15 protein-coding genes are annotated in these 17,405 nt (G+C 67.0%); 5 read left to right on the top strand and 10 right to left on the bottom strand.

Annotated features, from left to right (window positions below; genetic code table 11):
- Positions 1–63: 63 nt before the first annotated feature.
- Positions 64–1,509, bottom strand: a complete 1,446-nt coding sequence (locus tag QFZ36_RS06035; protein WP_306639123.1) for a glycoside hydrolase family 3 N-terminal domain-containing protein — start codon at positions 1,507–1,509, stop codon at positions 64–66.
- 403 nt (positions 1,510–1,912) lie between these two features.
- On the opposite strand from QFZ36_RS06035, the gene QFZ36_RS06040 reads away from it, so the two are divergent.
- A complete protein-coding gene (locus tag QFZ36_RS06040) occupies positions 1,913–3,064 on the top strand; it encodes a glutamate--cysteine ligase (protein ID WP_306634720.1) in 1,152 nt (383 codons plus the stop codon).
- A 59-nt stretch (positions 3,065–3,123) separates the two neighbouring features.
- On the opposite strand, the gene QFZ36_RS06045 is transcribed toward QFZ36_RS06040, so the two are convergent.
- The 8 genes from QFZ36_RS06045 to QFZ36_RS06080 form a co-directional block, all read right to left on the bottom strand.
- A complete protein-coding gene (locus QFZ36_RS06045; protein WP_306634722.1) occupies positions 3,124–3,522 on the bottom strand; it encodes an antibiotic biosynthesis monooxygenase family protein in 399 nt (132 codons plus the stop codon).
- Positions 3,523–3,746: 224 nt separating this feature from the next.
- On the bottom strand, positions 3,747–4,835 hold the full coding sequence (gene tsaD / locus QFZ36_RS06050; RefSeq protein WP_306634724.1) for a tRNA (adenosine(37)-N6)-threonylcarbamoyltransferase complex transferase subunit TsaD: 1,089 nt from the start codon (positions 4,833–4,835) through the stop codon (positions 3,747–3,749).
- Positions 4,832–5,323 carry a ribosomal protein S18-alanine N-acetyltransferase gene (rimI, locus tag QFZ36_RS06055; protein WP_306639124.1) on the bottom strand — a complete coding sequence of 164 codons (492 nt, stop codon included), beginning with the start codon at positions 5,321–5,323 and terminating at the stop codon, positions 4,832–4,834. The genes tsaD and rimI overlap by 4 nt, the downstream gene beginning before the upstream one ends.
- A gap of 44 nt (positions 5,324–5,367) precedes the next feature.
- Positions 5,368–6,039: a tRNA (adenosine(37)-N6)-threonylcarbamoyltransferase complex dimerization subunit type 1 TsaB gene (tsaB, locus tag QFZ36_RS06060; protein ID WP_306634725.1), complete on the bottom strand. Its 672-nt coding sequence runs from the start codon at positions 6,037–6,039 to the stop codon at positions 5,368–5,370.
- Positions 6,039–6,695 carry a tRNA (adenosine(37)-N6)-threonylcarbamoyltransferase complex ATPase subunit type 1 TsaE gene (gene tsaE / locus QFZ36_RS06065; protein ID WP_306634727.1) on the bottom strand — a complete coding sequence of 219 codons (657 nt, stop codon included), beginning with the start codon at positions 6,693–6,695 and terminating at the stop codon, positions 6,039–6,041. The genes tsaB and tsaE overlap by 1 nt, the downstream gene beginning before the upstream one ends.
- Complete coding sequence (alr, locus tag QFZ36_RS06070) at positions 6,692–7,909, bottom strand: alanine racemase (protein ID WP_306634729.1); 1,218 nt, start codon at positions 7,907–7,909, stop codon at positions 6,692–6,694. Before alr ends, tsaE begins: the two co-directional genes overlap by 4 nt.
- Before the next feature lie 80 nt (positions 7,910–7,989).
- Positions 7,990–9,063 (bottom strand): hypothetical protein, encoded by a 1,074-nt coding sequence (locus QFZ36_RS06075; RefSeq protein WP_306634731.1) that lies wholly within the window; start codon positions 9,061–9,063, stop codon positions 7,990–7,992.
- 87 nt (positions 9,064–9,150) lie between these two features.
- A complete protein-coding gene (locus QFZ36_RS06080; RefSeq protein WP_306634733.1) occupies positions 9,151–10,242 on the bottom strand; it encodes a carbohydrate kinase family protein in 1,092 nt (363 codons plus the stop codon).
- A gap of 81 nt (positions 10,243–10,323) precedes the next feature.
- Between QFZ36_RS06080 and QFZ36_RS06085 the strand changes: the two genes are divergently transcribed.
- The 4 genes from QFZ36_RS06085 (at position 10,324) to QFZ36_RS06100 (ending at position 16,018) form a co-directional block, all read left to right on the top strand.
- Positions 10,324–11,763, top strand: a complete 1,440-nt coding sequence (locus QFZ36_RS06085; RefSeq protein WP_306634735.1) for a family 4 glycosyl hydrolase — start codon at positions 10,324–10,326, stop codon at positions 11,761–11,763.
- Between the two features lie 77 nt (positions 11,764–11,840).
- Positions 11,841–13,106: a D-inositol-3-phosphate glycosyltransferase gene (gene mshA / locus QFZ36_RS06090; protein ID WP_306634736.1), complete on the top strand. Its 1,266-nt coding sequence runs from the start codon at positions 11,841–11,843 to the stop codon at positions 13,104–13,106.
- 96 nt (positions 13,107–13,202) lie between these two features.
- Entirely contained in the window at positions 13,203–14,879 is a 1,677-nt protein-coding gene (locus QFZ36_RS06095; RefSeq protein ID WP_306634738.1) for a formate--tetrahydrofolate ligase, read from the top strand.
- 188 nt (positions 14,880–15,067) lie between these two features.
- The gene (locus QFZ36_RS06100; protein ID WP_306634739.1) at positions 15,068–16,018 is read left to right on the top strand and encodes a hypothetical protein; all 951 of its coding nucleotides are present in this window, start codon (positions 15,068–15,070) and stop codon (positions 16,016–16,018) included.
- Between the two features lie 221 nt (positions 16,019–16,239).
- Here the strand turns inward: QFZ36_RS06100 and QFZ36_RS06105 are convergent, their stop codons facing one another.
- Positions 16,240–17,325, bottom strand: coding sequence for an inositol-3-phosphate synthase (locus tag QFZ36_RS06105; RefSeq protein WP_306634741.1), 1,086 nt, complete (start codon positions 17,323–17,325; stop codon positions 16,240–16,242).
- Positions 17,326–17,405: the final 80 nt, after the last annotated feature.

Consider the following 17,405-nt stretch of genomic DNA (forward strand, 5'->3'; position numbering starts at 1 on the left):
ACTAAGTAGCGCTAACTGTCGTTTTGACGGTCCAAAACGACACTTAGCGCTACTCAGTTGGGGTCAGGGGCAGCCGGTGCCGGCCGGGAAGTTTCCGACGGCGGCAGGCAGCTTTCCGGGGGCGGTCGCCTTCCCGGCGAGGACGGCAGCGAGGGCGTCGAAAGCGGCCTGGCTGCGGCCGTACAGGGCTACTTTGACGGGCGCGCTGGCATCCTGCAGCGTCCACGGCGCGTCGAGGGCGACGGCGATCTCCCCTCCGGCGGCGCGGCCACCGTACCCAACGAGGCTGACCACGGGTCCGGAACCGACGGCGAGTCCGGCACGGGCGGCCGCAGCCGAGAAACGTTCCCTGTCCGCCGGGCTGCCCCCTGTCACCTGTACCCCGCCGGGCGTAAGGGGTCCGCTGCAGGGGCCGGAAAGAACCGTCACCGCGGCGGCCGAAACCTTGGCGGAGAGCGCAGCCCCGCTTCCGGCCGGGGCGCCTGTGGGCGTCCCCGCTCTGGCTGCTGTCCGGGCACGCCAGGTCATCATGGTTGCCACGCGCAGGGCGGCTTCGTCGAGCCGGGCGGCAGGGAGGGCGCCGGAGGTTACGGCATCAACGATCGCAGCGTGGGCCTGCTGGACATCAGCAGGCATGAGCAGAAGGTCGGCGCCCGCGGCCAGGGCCTTCACGGCGGCCGACCCTGCCGGATACTGCTTGCTCACCGCTCCCATATTCAGGGCGTCAGTCACGGCGACCCCCTTGAAACCGAGTCCCCGCAGTGCGGCATAAGTGGGGGCAGAAAGCGACGCCGGCACCCCCGGTTCCAGCGCAGCCACGGCGATGTGGCCGGTCATCACCATGGGCGCGCCAGCCGCGACGGCCGCCTCGAAGGGCTTCCAGTCCCGCGCCTGGAGTTCCGCCACGCTGGCCGGCTGCGAGGGAAGGCTCAGGTGCGAATCAGCGGTCACGGACCCATGCCCTGGGAAATGCTTGACGACGGGCAGGACCCCCGCGCCCAGCATGCCCTGGGCGAACGCCACACTGAGACCGGCGGCAGCGCCCGGGTCACCGGACATGGAGCGGGCGCCGATGGTGGGGTCCTTTGGGCCGACGGTCACGTCGGCGTCCGGCGCGAAATCCATATTGAAGCCCAGCGGCACCAGCTCACCGGCCAGCCCCTGCCCGGCCTCACGCGCCAGGGGGCCGCTACCGGCAGCACCGTAACTCATAGGCGCCGGCCATTCCGTCAGCGGCGCCCCCAGGCGGGCCACCATCCCGCCTTCCTGGTCCACTCCGACGATCCCGGGCCACGGCCTGCCGTCCGCCCTCGTAGCCTGGGCGAGCCGCTGGTTGACCGCGGTCATGGCGGTAAGGTCCACCTTTCCCTGCGGATCCAGCGGGATGTTGTCGCCCATGATGATGGAACCAGCCAGGTGGAGGCGTTCGACGACGGCGGCATGGGCGGCGGGGTTTGTGCCGGTGAAGAAGGGAAGCAGGACCTGTCCCGCCTTTTGTTCAGGCGACATCGCAGCAACCACCGTGGCAGCGGCGTCCTGGTCCCGCTGCTGCGGGCCCCACCCCAGCTCACGAGCGCCAGGGTCCGGCGTGGCAGAAGGTGACGGGGAAGGAGTGCCAGGTGCCGGCGTCGTCCGCGGTGAAGCGGAAGGTGGGGCGGGCGTGGCCGGTGCCTGCGCGGGGACAGGTGCCGGGGCGGGGACAGGTGCCGGGGCGGTGCTGCAGGATGCGAGTGCCACTGCAGCGGTGGCTGCAGCCAGGACGGGGAAGGATTTGTGAAAACTGTCACGCAGGCGTTGGAACGGGACCATCAATACGATGCTACCCCTGCACTAGACTTGATCCATCCGTGCGCCTGCCAGCAGCAGCATGCCAGCGGCGTGCTCAGCGGCAAACCGGACAGTGAGGATACGCGTGAAGATTGACTTCGCTTCATCGAGGCAATCGACCCTCGGTGTGGAATGGGAGCTCGCGCTGGTGGACGGGCAAACCGGTGAACTCGCCTCCGTTGCCAACCAGGTGCTGCGCGGGGTTGCCTCCCGGCACCCGGAGCTGAACGAGGATGACGAGCACCCGCACATCAAGCAGGAACTGCTGCTGAACACCGTTGAGCTGGTCACCGGCATCTGCGAAACCGCCGGCGAAGCCAAGGAGGACCTCAGCCGGTCCCTCGCGGCGGTCCGTGAAATCACCGACCCCATGGGCGTGGAACTCTTTTGCGCCGGCAGCCATCCGTTCAGCCCGCCCCAGCTGCAGCCGGTCACGGACAAGGCCCGGTACGCCAAACTCATTGACCGCACCCAGTGGTGGGGCCGCCAGATGGTCATCTACGGCGTGCACGTGCACGTGGGGCTGGACCGGCGCGAGAAGGCACTTCCCGTGCTGGACGGGCTGGTCAACTACTTCCCGCACTTCCAGGCGCTCTCGGCGTCCAGCCCGTTCTGGGGCGGCGAGGACACCGGCTACGCATCCCACCGGGCCCTGATGTTCCAGCAGCTGCCCACCGCCGGCCTGCCTTTCCAGTTCGGCTCCTGGGAAGAATACGAATCCTATGTGCAAGACATGTTCACCACCGGAGTGATTGATACCCTCTCGGAAATCCGCTGGGACATCCGGCCCGTACCGAATTTGGGCACCATAGAGATGCGCATCTGCGACGGCCTGGCCACCCTCGAGGAAGTAGGCGCCATCGCGGCCCTGACCCAGTGCCTGGTGGATGAGTTCTCCACCACCCTCGACAACGGCGGGACCATCCCCACCATGCCGCCCTGGCACATACAGGAGAACAAGTGGCGGGCCGCGCGCTACGGCATGGACGCCATCATCATCCTGGACGCGGCCGGCAAGGAGCAGCTGGTCACGGACCACCTGCTCGAAACCCTGAACCGCCTTGAGCCGGTGGCCGCGAAGCTGGGCTGCCCGGATGAGCTGGCCGACGTCGAAAAGATCATCCGCCGCGGTGCGGGGTACCAGCGCCAGCGCCGGGTGGCCGAGGAGCACGGCGGGGACCTCCAGGCCGTGGTGCTGGACCTGGTCAAGCAGATGCGGAACGGCCCCACCGCCTGATTTTGCGGCCGCACTAGGGCCGGAGTTCAGCAAGAAAAGGGCAAAACCTGCCGTAGTTGCTAGGAATCCAGCCCCATGTCCGTCAGCTCCTCACCCAGAACCAGTTCCAGTGTAGAAATTTGCATGTCATCCAGATGTTCTTGCATCCGCGCGATCATTGCCGGGAAATCCGGCCGGGACCTGAACTCATCGATAGCTTCCCGGCTCTCCCAGACGGCGTAGCTGAGATAGCTCCCTGGCTGCTTGAGATCGCGAAGTAACCGTGGACGTTGAAGAAGGCCACGAATTGGAGGATCCACATCCTTTACGCCCGATTCCGCGAACGCCGTTGCGAACGCCTCCTCGTGACCCGGTTTCACTGACCAGCGGCCGGAGGTATAGAACCTTCCTACGACAACACCGCGGCCGAGAGCTGGCACATCGGACTGCAGAGGCAGGTCATCGCTCGTCGCAGTCATCAACTGCTCCTTCTACTTTGTCAAAGGGATACCGGCAGCGAGCCACCCGGGAACTCACTGGGTTCGTCTCATCAGGATCCTCTGCCATGGACGGAATATACGCCCCCAGAGGCACTGGAACCAGAGGATTTCTGAGTTCCCCAGCCCATCCGTGATGCCCGTGACGCAATGCCTCCTTGACGAAAAACAAGGGAGGTCCCGCTGCCCCTCCTCCCCGGGCAGGGTCAGGCGGGGAGGGACACCGCTGTGACCGGCATGGATGAGTCCGGGGCGAAGCCGATTCCGCTCGGTGCCACTCCTGCCATCACCAGCTGCGCACCCAGTGCCGCCACCATCGCCCCGTTGTCCGTGCAAAGGTCCAGCGGCGGCACGTGCAGCCTGATTCCGGCCGAAGCACAGCGCTGTCCGGTCAGCTCACGGAGCCTCGAGTTTGCCGCCACGCCGCCACCCAGCAGCACATTCGTGATCCCATGCTCGCGGCACGCCAGCACGGTCTTGGCGGAGATGACGTCCACCACGGCTTCCTGGAAAGCGGCTGCGATGTCGGCGACCGGAACCTCCTGGCCGCGCGCCTCGAACTGCTCCACGCACCTCGCCACCGCCGTCTTGAGTCCGCTGAAGGACCAGTCGTAGCGGTGCGGGCCGCGTTCCTCGGCGGTGCCCATGTACTTGGGCTGGCTGAGGCCGCGGGGGAAGCGGATGGCCTTGGGGTTGCCGGTCCGGGCCATCTTGTCGATGGCGGGCCCGCCCGGGTAGCCGAGGCCGAGGATACGGGCCACCTTGTCGTAGGCTTCGCCGGCGGCGTCGTCGATGGTGGAGCCGAGGAGGACCACGTCGTCGGTGATGCTGTTGATTTTCAGGATTTCGGTGTGCCCGCCGGAGACCAGCAGGGCTCCGAGGTTTTCGGGCAGCTCAGGCGCCTGCCCTTCCTTGCCGTCGAGCAGGCCCACCCCCACGTGCGCGACGAGATGGTTGATGGCATAGAGCGGCTTTCCGGTGGCCACGGCGAGCGCCTTGGCGGCGCAGACGCCAACCATGAGGGCCCCGGCAAGGCCGGGGCCGGACGTGACGGCGATGGCGTCCACCTCGTCGAGGGTTACGCCGGCATCGGCGAGCGCCTGCTCAAGGGTGGGCACGAACGCATCCAGGTGCGCCCGGGACGCGATCTCGGGGATGACTCCGCCGAACCGGACATGCTCGTCCATGGAAGAGGACACCGTGTTGGTCAGGAGGGTGGTCCCCCGGACAATGCCCACGCCGGTTTCGTCGCAGGACGATTCGATGCCGAGCACCAATGGCTGCACGCGGTTCATGGCTGGCCTGCTTCCGGTGATGTGTGGTTTCCCGTTTCCTGTCCGGCTTCCGGGCCGGCGGGGCCGGTCAGCGGGAGCCGCATGATGAGGGCGTCAACGCCATCGCGGTAGTAGCGGGGGCGGACGTGGATCTGTTCGAAGCCGAAGCGCAGGTACAGCTGCTGGGCCCGCGGGTTGTCAGCGCGGACCTCCAGCAGAAGATCGGCGGCGTACCTGCGGCGCGCCTCCTCGATAAGCCGGGTCAGCAGCGTGGTGCCGATCCCCCGCCCCTCATATTCAGGCACGACGGCGATGGTCTGCACGTCCGCGATGGGCTCAATGCACATCAGCCCGGCGTAGCCCACGATGCCGCCACTGCCCTCAGCCACGAGGTACCAGCGGGTTTCCGGCTGGGCCAGCTCGTCATAGAACATGTGCAGGGGCCAGGCATCCACGGGGAAAAGCCGCTGCTCCAGGACGCTGACGGCGATGACGTCGTCGGGAGTCATCTCCCGCACTAAAACGCCGTGGTTACTGATGTCCGGGGCGGTGCTCACAGTGCCCTCTTCCTGGGTCCCGGGACCTGGGCGTCGGATTCGCGCAGGTACAGGGGCGTGGAGTCCAGCAGTTCACCGCCTGCATCGAGCCGGGCCAGCGCGAACTGGCCCAGGTACAGGGCGTCCGGCTGTTCACGGGCGAATTCCGGGTCCGCCTTCAGGGTGTCTGCGTAGAGCCCGGCGCCGGCACCGTAGGCTGGAAGGTCCGGCAGGTCCGCGGCGAAGCTGACGTGCGGGCCGTCCTCCAATACTGGAAGCTGTCCTTCCGGCAGGCTGTAGCGGGCCCAGTAGACCTCTTTGCGCCGCGCGTCCGTGACCACCAGGAATTCCGGGGCGGCGGCGGTGGATTCCGCCACTTCCAGGGCCACGGCGTCCAGGCTCATCAGCCCGTACAGGGGCTTGCCCCAGACGAAGGAGAGAGTGCGCGCGGTGGCGATTCCGGACCGGAGTCCGGTGAACGGGCCCGGGCCGACGCCGACCACCAGGGCATCGATGTCAGCTCCGCCCACGCCGGCCTCAAGGAGCAGTTGTTCAATGCCGGGAGCAAGGACCTCCGCGTGGCTGCGGGTGTCCTCGGTGGAGAAGCTGGCCACCACGCCTTCCAGTGCGTCATTCGAGACCAGTGCCGCGCTGGCCACGGCGGAGGTGTCGATGGCGAGGATGAGCATCAGGATTTCCCTTCAAAGGTGGCCACCGGTTCCGGGACGCCGGGCCAGCGGGGCCCGTAGCCGCGCAGCACGATGGTCCGGGGCTCGTCGGTGTCCTCATTTTCGAAATCGAGCGTTCCGGTTGTTTCTCCGCTGCCCGCGCTCCCGCCCGGGCCGTAGCCACTCAGTCCGTTGGTCTGAAGTCCAGTTGCCTGAAGCCCAATAGTCCTTTGCAGATCGATTTCCAGCCGGCTCTCGCTGAGGTGCTCCACCCGGTCGTGGCCCCATTCGACCACCGTTACGGATGAATCAAGGGTGTTCTCAAGGTCGATATCGTCGATTTCGGCTGCCGAGCCCAGGCGGTACGCGTCCACATGCACCAGGTCCGGTCCGCCGGGACGGGGCCCGTCCGGAAGGTTGGGGTGGATGCGGACCAGGACGAACGTGGGGGAAATGACGCCGGAACGGACACCCAGCCCCTCCCCCAGGCCCTGGGTGAAGGTCGTTTTCCCGGCACCCAACTCGCCGGAAAGCACCAGCAGGTCCCCGGCTTCCAGGACTCCTGCGAGCCGCACGCCGAGGTTATGTGTCTGTTCCGCCGTCGTCGCCGTTAACGTCTTTTCCCAGTTGGGCCGAACCTCGGCACTGTCCCCTGCCGGCTGGTTGGACGCGCTCATGCGGCCCCCTCCCTGCCATGGACGGCGGCGGATTCTTCGTTGATGAAGCGGCGCGGGACCCGGGGGCTGATCCGGGTCACGATCTCGTAGTTGATGGTCCCGGCGGCGCGCGCCCAGTCATCAGCCGTGGGACCGCCGTCGGCTCCGTCGCCGAACAGCTGCGCTTCCGCGCCCAGCAGGCCTGCACTCCCGGGTCCCACGTCGCCGAGGTCGATGACCATCTGGTCCATGGCGATGCGCCCCACCACGGGGTAGGTCCTGCCGGCCACCCGGACCGGGCCGCTGGTGGCAACGCGCGGAATCCCGTCGGCGTAGCCCACCGGAATCAGGCCCAGGGTGCTGGGGCCGGCGGTGTGGTACCGGAGGCCATAGGACACGCCTTGCCCGTCCGGCACCTCCTTGCATTGGGAGATGACAGTCCGCAGTGTCATGGCCGGCCGCAGTCCCAGCTCGGCCGAGGTCTGGCCGGCGAAGGGCGACAACCCGTAAATGCCCAGGCCCACCCGGACCAGGTCAAAGTGGGTGTCGGGACGGGACAGCGTGGCCGGGGTGTTGGCCAGGTGCCGGACTTCGGGGTCCACCCCGGCGTCCTCGGCAACCGCCAGGACTTCCCGGAAGACGGCGAGCTGGTCATCAGTTTCAGGCCGCTCCGGCTCATCGGCGACTGCGAGATGCGAGAAGATTCCCACCACGCGCAGCAAGCCCTGGTCCTGGTATTCCATCGCTTCGCCCACCAGGTGGTCCCAGGTATCAAGCGTTGCGCCGTTGCGTCCCAGGCCGGTGTCAACCTTCAGGTGGATCCGCGCCGGACGCTCCTGTTCCCGGGCCGCCGCGACAATGCGGTCGAGCTCCCAGCCGGAGCATCCAATGTCGACGCCGGCCGCCACCGCGGCGCCGAAGTTGCTCTCCGTGGTGTGCAGCCAGGCGAGCAGCGGCGCGTCGATTCCGGCGGCCCGCAGGGCGAGTGCCTCGGAGATGTGCGCGACGCCCAGCCATGAAGCGCCAGCTTCAAGGGCCGCCCGGGCCACCGGGACGGCGCCGTGTCCGTAAGCATCAGCCTTGACCACGGCCATCACCTTCGCCGGGGACGCTGCCGCGGCCAGCCTTCGGACGTTGTGCCGGATGGCATCAAGGTCGATGACGGCGGACCTTTCGTCGCGGGGGTCCTGCGCGGGCGCAGCGTTGAAATCACCGGTTGTAGCGGGGTAAGTCACCTTAGTGATTCTAGTGCTGGCGCTTCGGGCCGAATAATCACGGCGGGCCGGGGCTCCGGAACGAGCACCCACAAAGCGGCCTATCGCAAGGCGGCTCCGATCTGCGGGACAGCTCCGGAACGTGCCGGACCCCAGGTGCTGAGGAGGGCAAGGCCTGCTGCTGCCGCCGCACTGAGCACCACCGCCCCCAGCCAGAGCGAGACGGGCCAGCGGATCCCGTCCACCAGCCCGAAGGCCACCAGCTGGCCTGTCCACACCAACGCCGCGAGTCCCGCTGCGACTGCCGGCAACCACCCGCTTAGCCAGGCTTTCGGCAACAAGGCCAGCAGGACATCGGCCAGCACCGCCGCCACCGTGGCGCCGGCGGCTCCTGCGATCGTGATGGGCCGGAAACCAATCATCCCCGCAGGAAGCCAGGCGACGGTTGCCACCAGCATCGTGACGATCCCGCGGACGGGGCGGCCGGCCGCCGAGAGCGTAAAGAGAAAGGGAGCCACAATCAGCGCGGTGGTCAGCAGGTAACTCGCCAGGGTGACGATCACCGGCATCTCGGCCTGTATGCGGCCAGGGCTGCCGATCGGGATCGGGGTGAAGGAGGCCGTGGGCCCGGACCGGACGAAGGCCGAGCCGTAAATGAGGAAGAACGCACCCAGCCCGGTCATCAGGACCACGGCCAGAAGCTCCGCCGTCGTCCATTCAAAGCTGCCGGCCCGGCTGGCCGAGCGTGCGCTCCGGACGGCAGTGCCCAGGATGAGGAAGAGGCTGAACCCCAGCAACAGGTGCGTCGGACTGACCAGGGCATCGAGGGAAATTTCGATCCCGAACGTTTCGTGCCATACCAGGTCCAAGCCGCCGGCAACGGCAAAAAGAACGACACCAACCACGGTCCCCCGGTAACCGGCCGGAATGGCCTGCGGGAGCGGCTGCCCGGGTGCCCGGTTCCGCCAGATCACCCAAGCGATCCACAGCGCCGTAACGGCCATGCCGGAATAGAGTGCGGCGTGCCAGGGCGTGAAGAACGTCTCCAACCCGGGAAGGTTCAAGTGCGCCCAGCCGTCCAGGAAAACGGCCAGCAGCAGCCACAGACCCAGCAACTGCGTCACCAGGTCGCGGAACCCGTCCGTCTTGAGGCCGCTGCGTGCTATGTCAATCATCGTCATCACCCCCGGACTGTTGCTGCCGCTCATCTACAGCTTGGCCCTCAATTCGTCCGGCCGCCAGAGTCCTCCGGGACGCCGGTGTCACGCGTCCGAGAGGTGCGCGATGGTGGCGGCCGCGCGGCGCTGGGCGGCAAGCGGGACGTCCTGGATGATGTCGGCCAGGAAGCCGAAGCGCCGCAGCCATTGGCTGGTCTGCCGTTCCGGCCGGGCGTTCGCTCGTTTCCACCAGTCGGCGATGTCGCCCCAGCCGGGTGCGGCCAGAGAGCCACCCACTTCCTGCACTGCCAGCGAGGCACAAAGGTTCGCGAAACGCAGCCTGTTTCCCAGCGGCCAGCCGGCCAGGCTCCCGACGATGAAGGCGGCGTCGAAGCAGTCACCGGCTCCGGTGGGGTCAAACGCCTTGACGGGCAGGGAGGGCACCCACTCCTCCTCCCCCGTTTCCGAATCCACCGCCATGGCGCCCTGCGGCCCCAGCGTCACCACGGCCACCGGAACACGGTCCGCCAGCGCATACAGGGCAGTCCAGGGATCATCCTTGCCCGTGAACGCCATGGCCTCGCGCTGGTTGGGCAGGAACGCGTGGAAGTACTGCAGGTTCTCCAGCCTGACCGGCGCCCACACCCCGCTGGGGTCCCAGCCGACGTCCCCGAACAGCTTCACCCCCGACTCATAAGCCGCCTTGGCCCACGGCTCCACTTCCAGCCCCACTTCCGCAATGCCTGCGAGCGCGGGCGGGGGGTCACCGATGAGCTCCGAGGACGTCACGGGTGCGGCATGGCCGTGGGTCACCAGGGACCGGTCCTTGTCCACGCACAGCGAGACGGTGACCGGTGAGTGCCAGCCCGGGACCTTCCGGGACAGGCTCAGGTCAACGTGCTCCTGGCCGGCCAGGATTTTCCAGTTGAAGTCCCCGTAGCCGTCATCACCGAACGCCGCCGCCAGGCCTGTGCGCAAGCCCAGCCGGGATGCTGCAATGGCCTGATTGGCCACGCCGCCAGGGCAGCTGCCCATGCCGTCGCTCCAGATTTCCGTGCCCGGTTCCGGCCCGTGGGGAAGGCCCGTGAAGATGATGTCCTGGAACACGGTCCCGGCGAGCAGCACGTCGAAGCCGGCGTCCGAGGGCGACCGTACTGCGGCCAGGGGATCGAACGGGCGTGCTGGGATCGCGTCCATGTCCGCACACTACGCCCTGCGGTGTGCAGGCGGTAGGGGCGGCCATAGGTGCTGTGGACAGCCACGCCTAGACTGCTGGTTATGCGGCTTCTGATCGTGGGCGGCGGGGGTTCCCGGGTTCCGTTGATCTACCGGGCGCTGGTGTCCGGCCCCTTCTCCGGCGTGGTGACGGAACTGGTGCTGCACGACGTGGACCCCTCCCGCCTGGACGCGGTGACGGCGGTCCTGCGCAGCATGCCTGCCCCGGACATGCCGGGCAGGGGCGCCCGCGTGCCTGTCCTTCCCACCACCGACCTGCCCCAGGCATTGAAAGATACGCAGATGGTGTTTGCCGCCATCCGCCCCGGCGGCACCGCGGGCCGGGTGGCGGACGAGCGGGTGGCCCGGGACCTGGGCGTGCTGGGCCAGGAAACCACCGGGGCCGGCGGCATCTCCTACGCCCTCCGCACCATCCCGCACATGATGGACCTCGCGCGCCTGATGCAGGAACTCTGCCCGGAGGCCTGGCTGATCAACTTCACCAACCCCGCCGGCATGGTCACCGAGGCGCTGCTGCCGGTGCTCGGCCGCCGCGTCGTCGGGATCTGCGACTCCGCGGGCGGCCTGGTGAGCCGTGCAGCAAGGGCGGCAGGGGTGCCTCTTCCGGCGGGAAGCCTCGACGGCGTGGGCTACTACGGGCTGAACCACCTGGGCTGGCTGTGCCGTCTGGAGTCCGAGGGGCGTGACAGGCTGCCTGCGTTGCTGTCAGACCCGCGTGCCCTGCAGTCCTTTGAAGAGGGCAGGCTGTTCCCGCAGCCATTCCTGGCAAGTCTGGGCGCCCTGCCCAATGAGTACCTTTATTACTACTACGAGCAGGACAAAGCCCGGGAAGCGATGCACGCCATGGCGCAGACCCGCGGCGAGAGCATCCACAGCCAGCAGCAGGAGCTCTACCCGCGGCTGGCGGCTGCGGGCGCGGAGGCGTTCGGGTTGTGGGAGGAAGCCCGCCGCTCCCGCGAGGAGGGCTACCTGGCCGAAGCCCGCGGGAAGGACGAACGCCGCGACGAGGACGACCTCGCCGGTGGCGGATATGAGCGGGTGGCGCTGGCAGCCATGCGGGCCCTGGCTGGAAACGGGGAAACGCAACTGATCCTGAATACGGGCAACACCGTGCCTCCACGAAGCGCCGAGGTGCCGCTGGCTTCCCAGCCCGCCACTGCTGCGCCGGCCACCGCCGAAGCGGCCATTCCGGGGCTGCCGCCGGACGCCGTCGTCGAACTTCCCTGCGCAGTGACGGCCGACGGCGCGCTGCCGCTGCCCCAGCAGGCTCCCCCGGCGGAGCAGCTTCACCTGCTGCAGCAGGTCAAGGAGGTGGAACGGCTGACGGTGCGGGCAGTGACGGACGGTGACCGGGATGCCGCGCTGCAGGCCTTCGCCCGGCACCCGCTCGTGGCGTCCGAAGCACTCGGTGCGGCACTGTTGGCAGGTTACGAGCAGGCGTTTCCTGCCCTGGGGAAGATGTGGCGGGGCGTTTGGCGTTGACACAGGAGTAGTGTTTTATCGAATGCCCAGCACTGATCCGGCGCGCTAATCCGCGCCGGCGGCCGGAAGGAGGTCCCGTGGCGCCTGTCCGCAGGGTGGCGTTACTGTCCCTCCACACCTCCCCCATGGAGCAGCCCGGTTCCGGCGACGCCGGCGGGATGAACGTCTACATCCGTGAACTGGCCTCCGCGCTGGCCGAGGCAGGCGTGGAAGTGGAGATCTTCACCCGTGCCACCTCCTCCCACCAGCCCGCCGTCGAGCATCCGGACCCCGGCGTGTGCGTCCACAACGTCCTGGCCGGGCCGCCGAAGAAGGTTCCCAAGGAAGAACTTCCCGGCCTCCTGCACCACATGGTGCAGGAGATCGACCGGATCCGGGGCCGGCAGCCGCACGGGCATTACGACGTCATTCACTCGCACTATTGGGTGTCCGGGATCGCTGGCCTGGAGCTGTCCGAACTGTGGGGCGTGCCGCTGGTCCACACCATGCACACCATGGCCAAGGTCAAGAACCTCCTGCTCGAGTCCGGGGAGCAGCCTGAGCCGCGGCGCCGCGAACTGGGTGAGCACCGGATCGTGGACGGGGCCGCGCGGCTGATCGCCAACACCAGTTCTGAAGCCGCAGAGCTAGTGTCCCATTACGGGGCCTCGTACGAGCGGATCGATATTGCGCCTCCCGGCGTGGACCTGAGTACCTTTACTCCTGCCTTCCGGGCCCGGTCCAGGACGGACCGGGGTATCAGCCCGGATACGTTCCATCTGGTCTTCGCGGGCCGGATCCAGCGGTTGAAGGGGCCGCAGGTCCTGGTGAAGGCGGCGGCCCTGCTGCGAAGCCGGCGCCCGGACATCGATCTCCGGCTCACCATCCTGGGCTCATTGAGCGGGAACAGGGAATTCAACCTGCGGCGCCTGATCGCGGAGGCGGACATGGACGACGTCGTCACGCAGCTTCCGCCGGTGAAGGCGCCTGAGCTTGCGGGCTGGTTCCGTTCGGCGGACGTGGTGGTGATGCCCTCCTACAGCGAATCCTTCGGGCTGGTGGCGCTGGAGGCCCAGGCCTGCGGGACGCCCGTGGTGGCCACCCGGGTGGGCGGGCTGTCCCGCGCCATTTTCCATGGCAGGACGGGGCTGCTGGTGGACGGCCATCACGCCGCCGACTGGGCGGACGCGCTGGAGGCTTTGTACGACGATCCCGTGACCCGCGAGGACATGGGCCGGGCAGCGGCAATCCGGGCCCAGAACTCAGGGTGGCAGCGCACCGCCGCGATCACGCTGGAAAGCTACCATGCCGCCGTCGACAATTCTGTGCGGCCCCACCTGATCACTGCCCTGCCAGCGGTCTGAATCTGCCGCCGTCTGAGTCCGCAGCTGTTAGCTTAGGGGCAGGTGTCCCGGCTTGGGGCAGGTGTCCGGCTCCGGCCGGTGCAGGAAAGGACAAAGATGTCTGGTCTTCCGACTGATCTTGAGATAGCCAGGGCTGCCCGGATCCGGCCCATCGACGAGATTGCCGCTGCCGCCGGAATCAACCCGGAAGCCCTGGAGCGGTACGGGCGGTACAAGGCGAAGATTGACCCGGCCAGGCTGGCTGCGCCCGCTCCGCACGGCAAGGTAGTGCTGGTCTCGGCCATGTCCCCCACGCCCGCAGGTGAAGGAAAGTCCACCACCACGGTAGGGCTCGGCGATTCCTTGGCGCGCGCCGGGCACCGGGTGATGATCGCCCTGCGGGAGCCGTCGCTGGGCCCTGTCCTGGGGATGAAGGGTGGAGCTACGGGCGGCGGTTACTCGCAGGTGCTGCCCATGGATGAAATCAACCTGCACTTCACCGGCGACTTCCATGCCGTGACGTCAGCCAACAATGCGCTCATGGCCCTGGTGGACAACCACATCTACCAGGGCAACGAGCTGAACATCGATCCCCGCCGGATGACCTTCAAACGGGTCCTGGACATGAACGACCGGGCCTTGCGTGAGGTGGTGATCGGCTTGGGCGGCCCGACGCAGGGCGTCCCCCGCGAGGACGGGTTCGACATCACGGTGGCATCCGAGATCATGGCCGTCTTCTGCCTCGCGACGGACCTGGCCGACCTCCGCGGGCGACTGGGACGGATCACCTTCGGCTACACGTTTGACCGAGCGCCTGTCACGGTGGCTGACCTCGGAGTGCAGGGGGCGCTGACCCTGCTCCTGAAGGAGGCCATCAAGCCCAACCTGGTGCAGACCATCGCCGGGACACCGGCGTTGGTCCATGGTGGTCCTTTCGCAAATATCGCCCACGGCTGCAACTCGCTGATTGCCACGCAGACGGCCAGGCGGTTGGCGGACATCGTTGTGACGGAAGCCGGTTTCGGTGCTGACCTGGGCGCTGAGAAGTTTATGGACATCAAGGCGCGGTTTGGCGGGCTGGCCCCTTCCGCGGTGGTGGTGGTGGCGACGGTGCGGGCCCTGAAAATGCAAGGTGGAGTGGCGAAGGACCAGCTCACCGCGCCCGACCTGGTGGCCCTTGAGGCCGGGGTGGCAAACCTCCGCCGGCACGTGCGGAACGTGGAGAAGTTCGGCGTGACACCGGTGGTGGCCATCAACAGGTTCTCCTCCGACTTGCAGGAGGAACTGGACTGGCTGCTGGCGTGGTGTGCGGGCGAGGGCGTCCACGCCGCCGTCGCCGATGTGTGGGGTCGCGGCGGCGGGGGCGACGGCGGCGACGAACTCGCGGCCCTCGTGGCCCGGGTCGTGGCGGGCCCGAACAGCTTCCGGCACCTGTACCCGCTGGAGTTGCCGGTGGAGGAGAAGATCCGGACCATCGCGCAGGAAATCTACGGCGCCGACGGGGTTGAGTTTTCCGTGCCGGCCCTGAAGCGGCTCGCCGATATCGAGCGGAACGGCTGGTCCCACCTGCCGATCTGCATGGCCAAGACCCAGTACTCATTCACGGACGATGCCTCACGCCTCGGCGCGCCCAAAGGCTTCACCATCCATGTGCGGGACCTCCTGCCCAAGACCGGCGCCGGATTCATCGTGGCGCTGACCGGGGCGGTCATGACCATGCCCGGCCTGCCCGCCGCTCCCGCGGCTATGCGCATGGACGTGGACGACGCCGGCAACCCCGTCGGCCTCACCTAACCCAACGCCCCATCACCTCCCGCACCCTTCCCACCAACCCCCCACCACCTCCCGCACCCTTCCCACCACCAAACGCCCCATCTCCTCCCGCACCCTTCCCACCAACGCCCCACCACCTCCCGCAGCCGCTTCGCCCTGCCTGTGGATAACTTCTGCAGCCGAAGCGCTTTTTGAGCCAAAATGCCAACATGCCCAATCCCAGTGACTTGCCCCAGCCCTTGGCCAATGCCCCATTCACTTTCACCTCGGCGCTGGCTTTGGGCGTACCGGCCAGCAGACTTCGCGGAAATGACGTAATCCATGTCAGCAGGGAGGTGTACCGTCCGGCGGACTGGAGCTTTGAACTGGAAACCGCGGCACGGGCGCTATCCGAAGTATCACCGGGAGCGTGGATTTCACACGTCACCGCAGCGCGTCTGCATTGTCAAATGCTGCCGGCCTGGCTGTCGGAGTCGACCGAACTGCACCTGAGCAAGCCCAAGCAGTTGCCCCAAGTGCGCAGGAAGGGCGTGACCGCACATAACGTCATCGCCAGGGAGGGCGAGATTGAATCCGTTGACGGTATCCGGATTAGTACGCGCTCGCGAACTTGGCTCGACTTGGCCCGCCGGCTGTCACTGAGTGACTTGGTCTGCTTGGGAGATCAGATCATCCGCATCCCTCGAGCGCAGTTTGAAGGCAGATCTGAGCCCTTCGACACCTTGGACGGGCTCCGCGCCCTAGTTGGGCGACACCCCAACCTTCAAGGCGTCGTTCGCGCCCGGGAGGCACTCGAACTAATGAGGGTTGGGTCCGATTCGGCACCTGAATCCATGCTTCGGCTAGCCATGGCCGATGGGAACTTACCGGAGCCGGACCTACAAATCGCGCTTCGGCCGGATGACGGCGCGTCCCCAACTGCCGACCTTGGCTACCGTCACCGGCGTCTGGCAATCCAGTACGACGGCGGGCATCACCTTCTTGATGCACAGCAGTTTAGCGACCGACGGCGGGACAAGGCCTTCGAATCAGCTGGCTGGACCGTTCTGATAGTCACCAAAGACGACGCCACTGAGGGCTTCGAAGGGGCTATCAAATTTATAAAGCGGTACCTCCGCACAGCATGGATTGATCATCCGCACGCAGCAGGTTTTGCTTGACGGCGGCATCCCCCATTCTGTGATGACGCGTCCTTGGAAAGGATGCAGGAGGTGATGGCGCGTCCTTTGAAAGGATGCAGGAGGTGATGGCGCGTCCCGGAAAACGACGCAGAAGGTGATGGCGCGTCCCGGAAAACGACGCAGGAGGTGATGGGGCGTGTTAAGCCGCGATGCTCCCCCACCCGAAGGTGAGGGAGCATACGCAACAAGGGGGACCGGGGTTAGCGCTCGAGGTCGCCGCGGATGAAGGCTTCCACCTTTTCGCGGGCGAGGTCGTCGTTGAACTGCTCCGGCGGGGACTTCATGAAGTAGCTCGATGCGGAGAGCAGCGGGCCGCCGATGCCGCGGTCCAGGCCGATCTTCGCGGCGCGGATGGCGTCGATGATCACGCCGGCGGAGTTGGGTGAGTCCCAGACTTCCAGCTTGTACTCGAGCGAGACAGGGGCGTCACCGAAGTTGCGGCCCTCGAGGCGGACGAAGGCCCACTTGCGGTCATCCAGCCACTGGACGTAGTCGGACGGGCCGATGTGCACGTCTTTGGCAGCCAGTTCGGCTTCGACGTTGGACGTCACGGCCTGGGTCTTGGAGATCTTCTTGGACTCCAGCCGGTCACGCTCGAGCATGTTCTTGAAGTCCATGTTGCCGCCGACGTTCAGCTGGTACGTGCGGTCCAGGGTCACGCCGCGGTCTTCGAACAGCTTGGCCATAACGCGGTGCGTGATGGTGGCACCGATCTGGCTCTTGATGTCGTCGCCCACGATCGGCAGGCCTGCGGCGGTGAACTTGTCCGCCCATGCCTTGGTGCCGGCGATGAATACGGGCAGGGCGTTAACGAAGGCCACGCCGGCGTCGATGGCGCACTGGGCGTAGAACTCGGCAGCTTCCTGGGAGCCAACGGGCAGGTAGCAGACCATGACATCAACGGCAGCGTCCCTGAGCGCCTGCACCACATCAACGGGCTCTTCGGTGGACTGCTCGATGGTCTCGAGGTAGTACTTGCCCAGGCCGTCGAGGGTGTGGCCTCGCTGGACGGTGACGCCGGTGGGCGGCACGTCAGCGATCTTGATGGTGTTGTTTTCGCTCGCCAGGATGGCGTCGGCAAGATCAACGCCCACCTTCTTGCCGTCCACATCAAACGCGGCGACGAATTCAACGTCACCCACGTGATACTGGCCGAACTCAACGTGCATCAGGCCCGGAATCGTGGCCTTGGGGTCTGCGTCCTTGTAGTAGTGGACGCCCTGGACCAGCGAAGCGGCGCAGTTTCCTACGCCGACGATTGCAACACGAATCGGATGTGAAGACACGGAACTCCTTTAGGACAAACGTCAGCCGGCCGGTTTCGGCTTCGAGCGAAGTACGACGTCGGCCGGCAGGCCCGGCGCCG

Origin of the sequence: Pseudarthrobacter siccitolerans (genome assembly GCF_030823375.1) — a bacterium.
Taxonomy (GTDB): Bacteria; Actinomycetota; Actinomycetes; order Actinomycetales; family Micrococcaceae; genus Arthrobacter; species Arthrobacter siccitolerans_A.

Coding starts and splice junctions, on each gene's coding strand:
- QFZ36_RS06075 (WP_306634731.1), bottom strand. CDS start 9,063: ATGATTGACATAGCACGCAGCGGCCTCAAGACGGACGGGTTCCGCGAC.
- rimI (WP_306639124.1), bottom strand. CDS start 5,323: ATGACTCCCGACGACGTCATCGCCGTCAGCGTCCTGGAGCAGCGGCTT.
- QFZ36_RS06100 (WP_306634739.1), top strand. CDS start 15,068: ATGCCCAATCCCAGTGACTTGCCCCAGCCCTTGGCCAATGCCCCATTC.
- QFZ36_RS06045 (WP_306634722.1), bottom strand. CDS start 3,522: ATGACTGCGACGAGCGATGACCTGCCTCTGCAGTCCGATGTGCCAGCT.
- tsaD (WP_306634724.1), bottom strand. CDS start 4,835: ATGAACCGCGTGCAGCCATTGGTGCTCGGCATCGAATCGTCCTGCGAC.
- tsaE (WP_306634727.1), bottom strand. CDS start 6,695: ATGAGCGCGTCCAACCAGCCGGCAGGGGACAGTGCCGAGGTTCGGCCC.
- QFZ36_RS06080 (WP_306634733.1), bottom strand. CDS start 10,242: ATGGACGCGATCCCAGCACGCCCGTTCGATCCCCTGGCCGCAGTACGG.
- QFZ36_RS06085 (WP_306634735.1), top strand. CDS start 10,324: ATGCGGCTTCTGATCGTGGGCGGCGGGGGTTCCCGGGTTCCGTTGATC.
- QFZ36_RS06035 (WP_306639123.1), bottom strand. CDS start 1,509: ATGTCGCCTGAACAAAAGGCGGGACAGGTCCTGCTTCCCTTCTTCACC.
- QFZ36_RS06095 (WP_306634738.1), top strand. CDS start 13,203: ATGTCTGGTCTTCCGACTGATCTTGAGATAGCCAGGGCTGCCCGGATC.
- tsaB (WP_306634725.1), bottom strand. CDS start 6,039: ATGCTCATCCTCGCCATCGACACCTCCGCCGTGGCCAGCGCGGCACTG.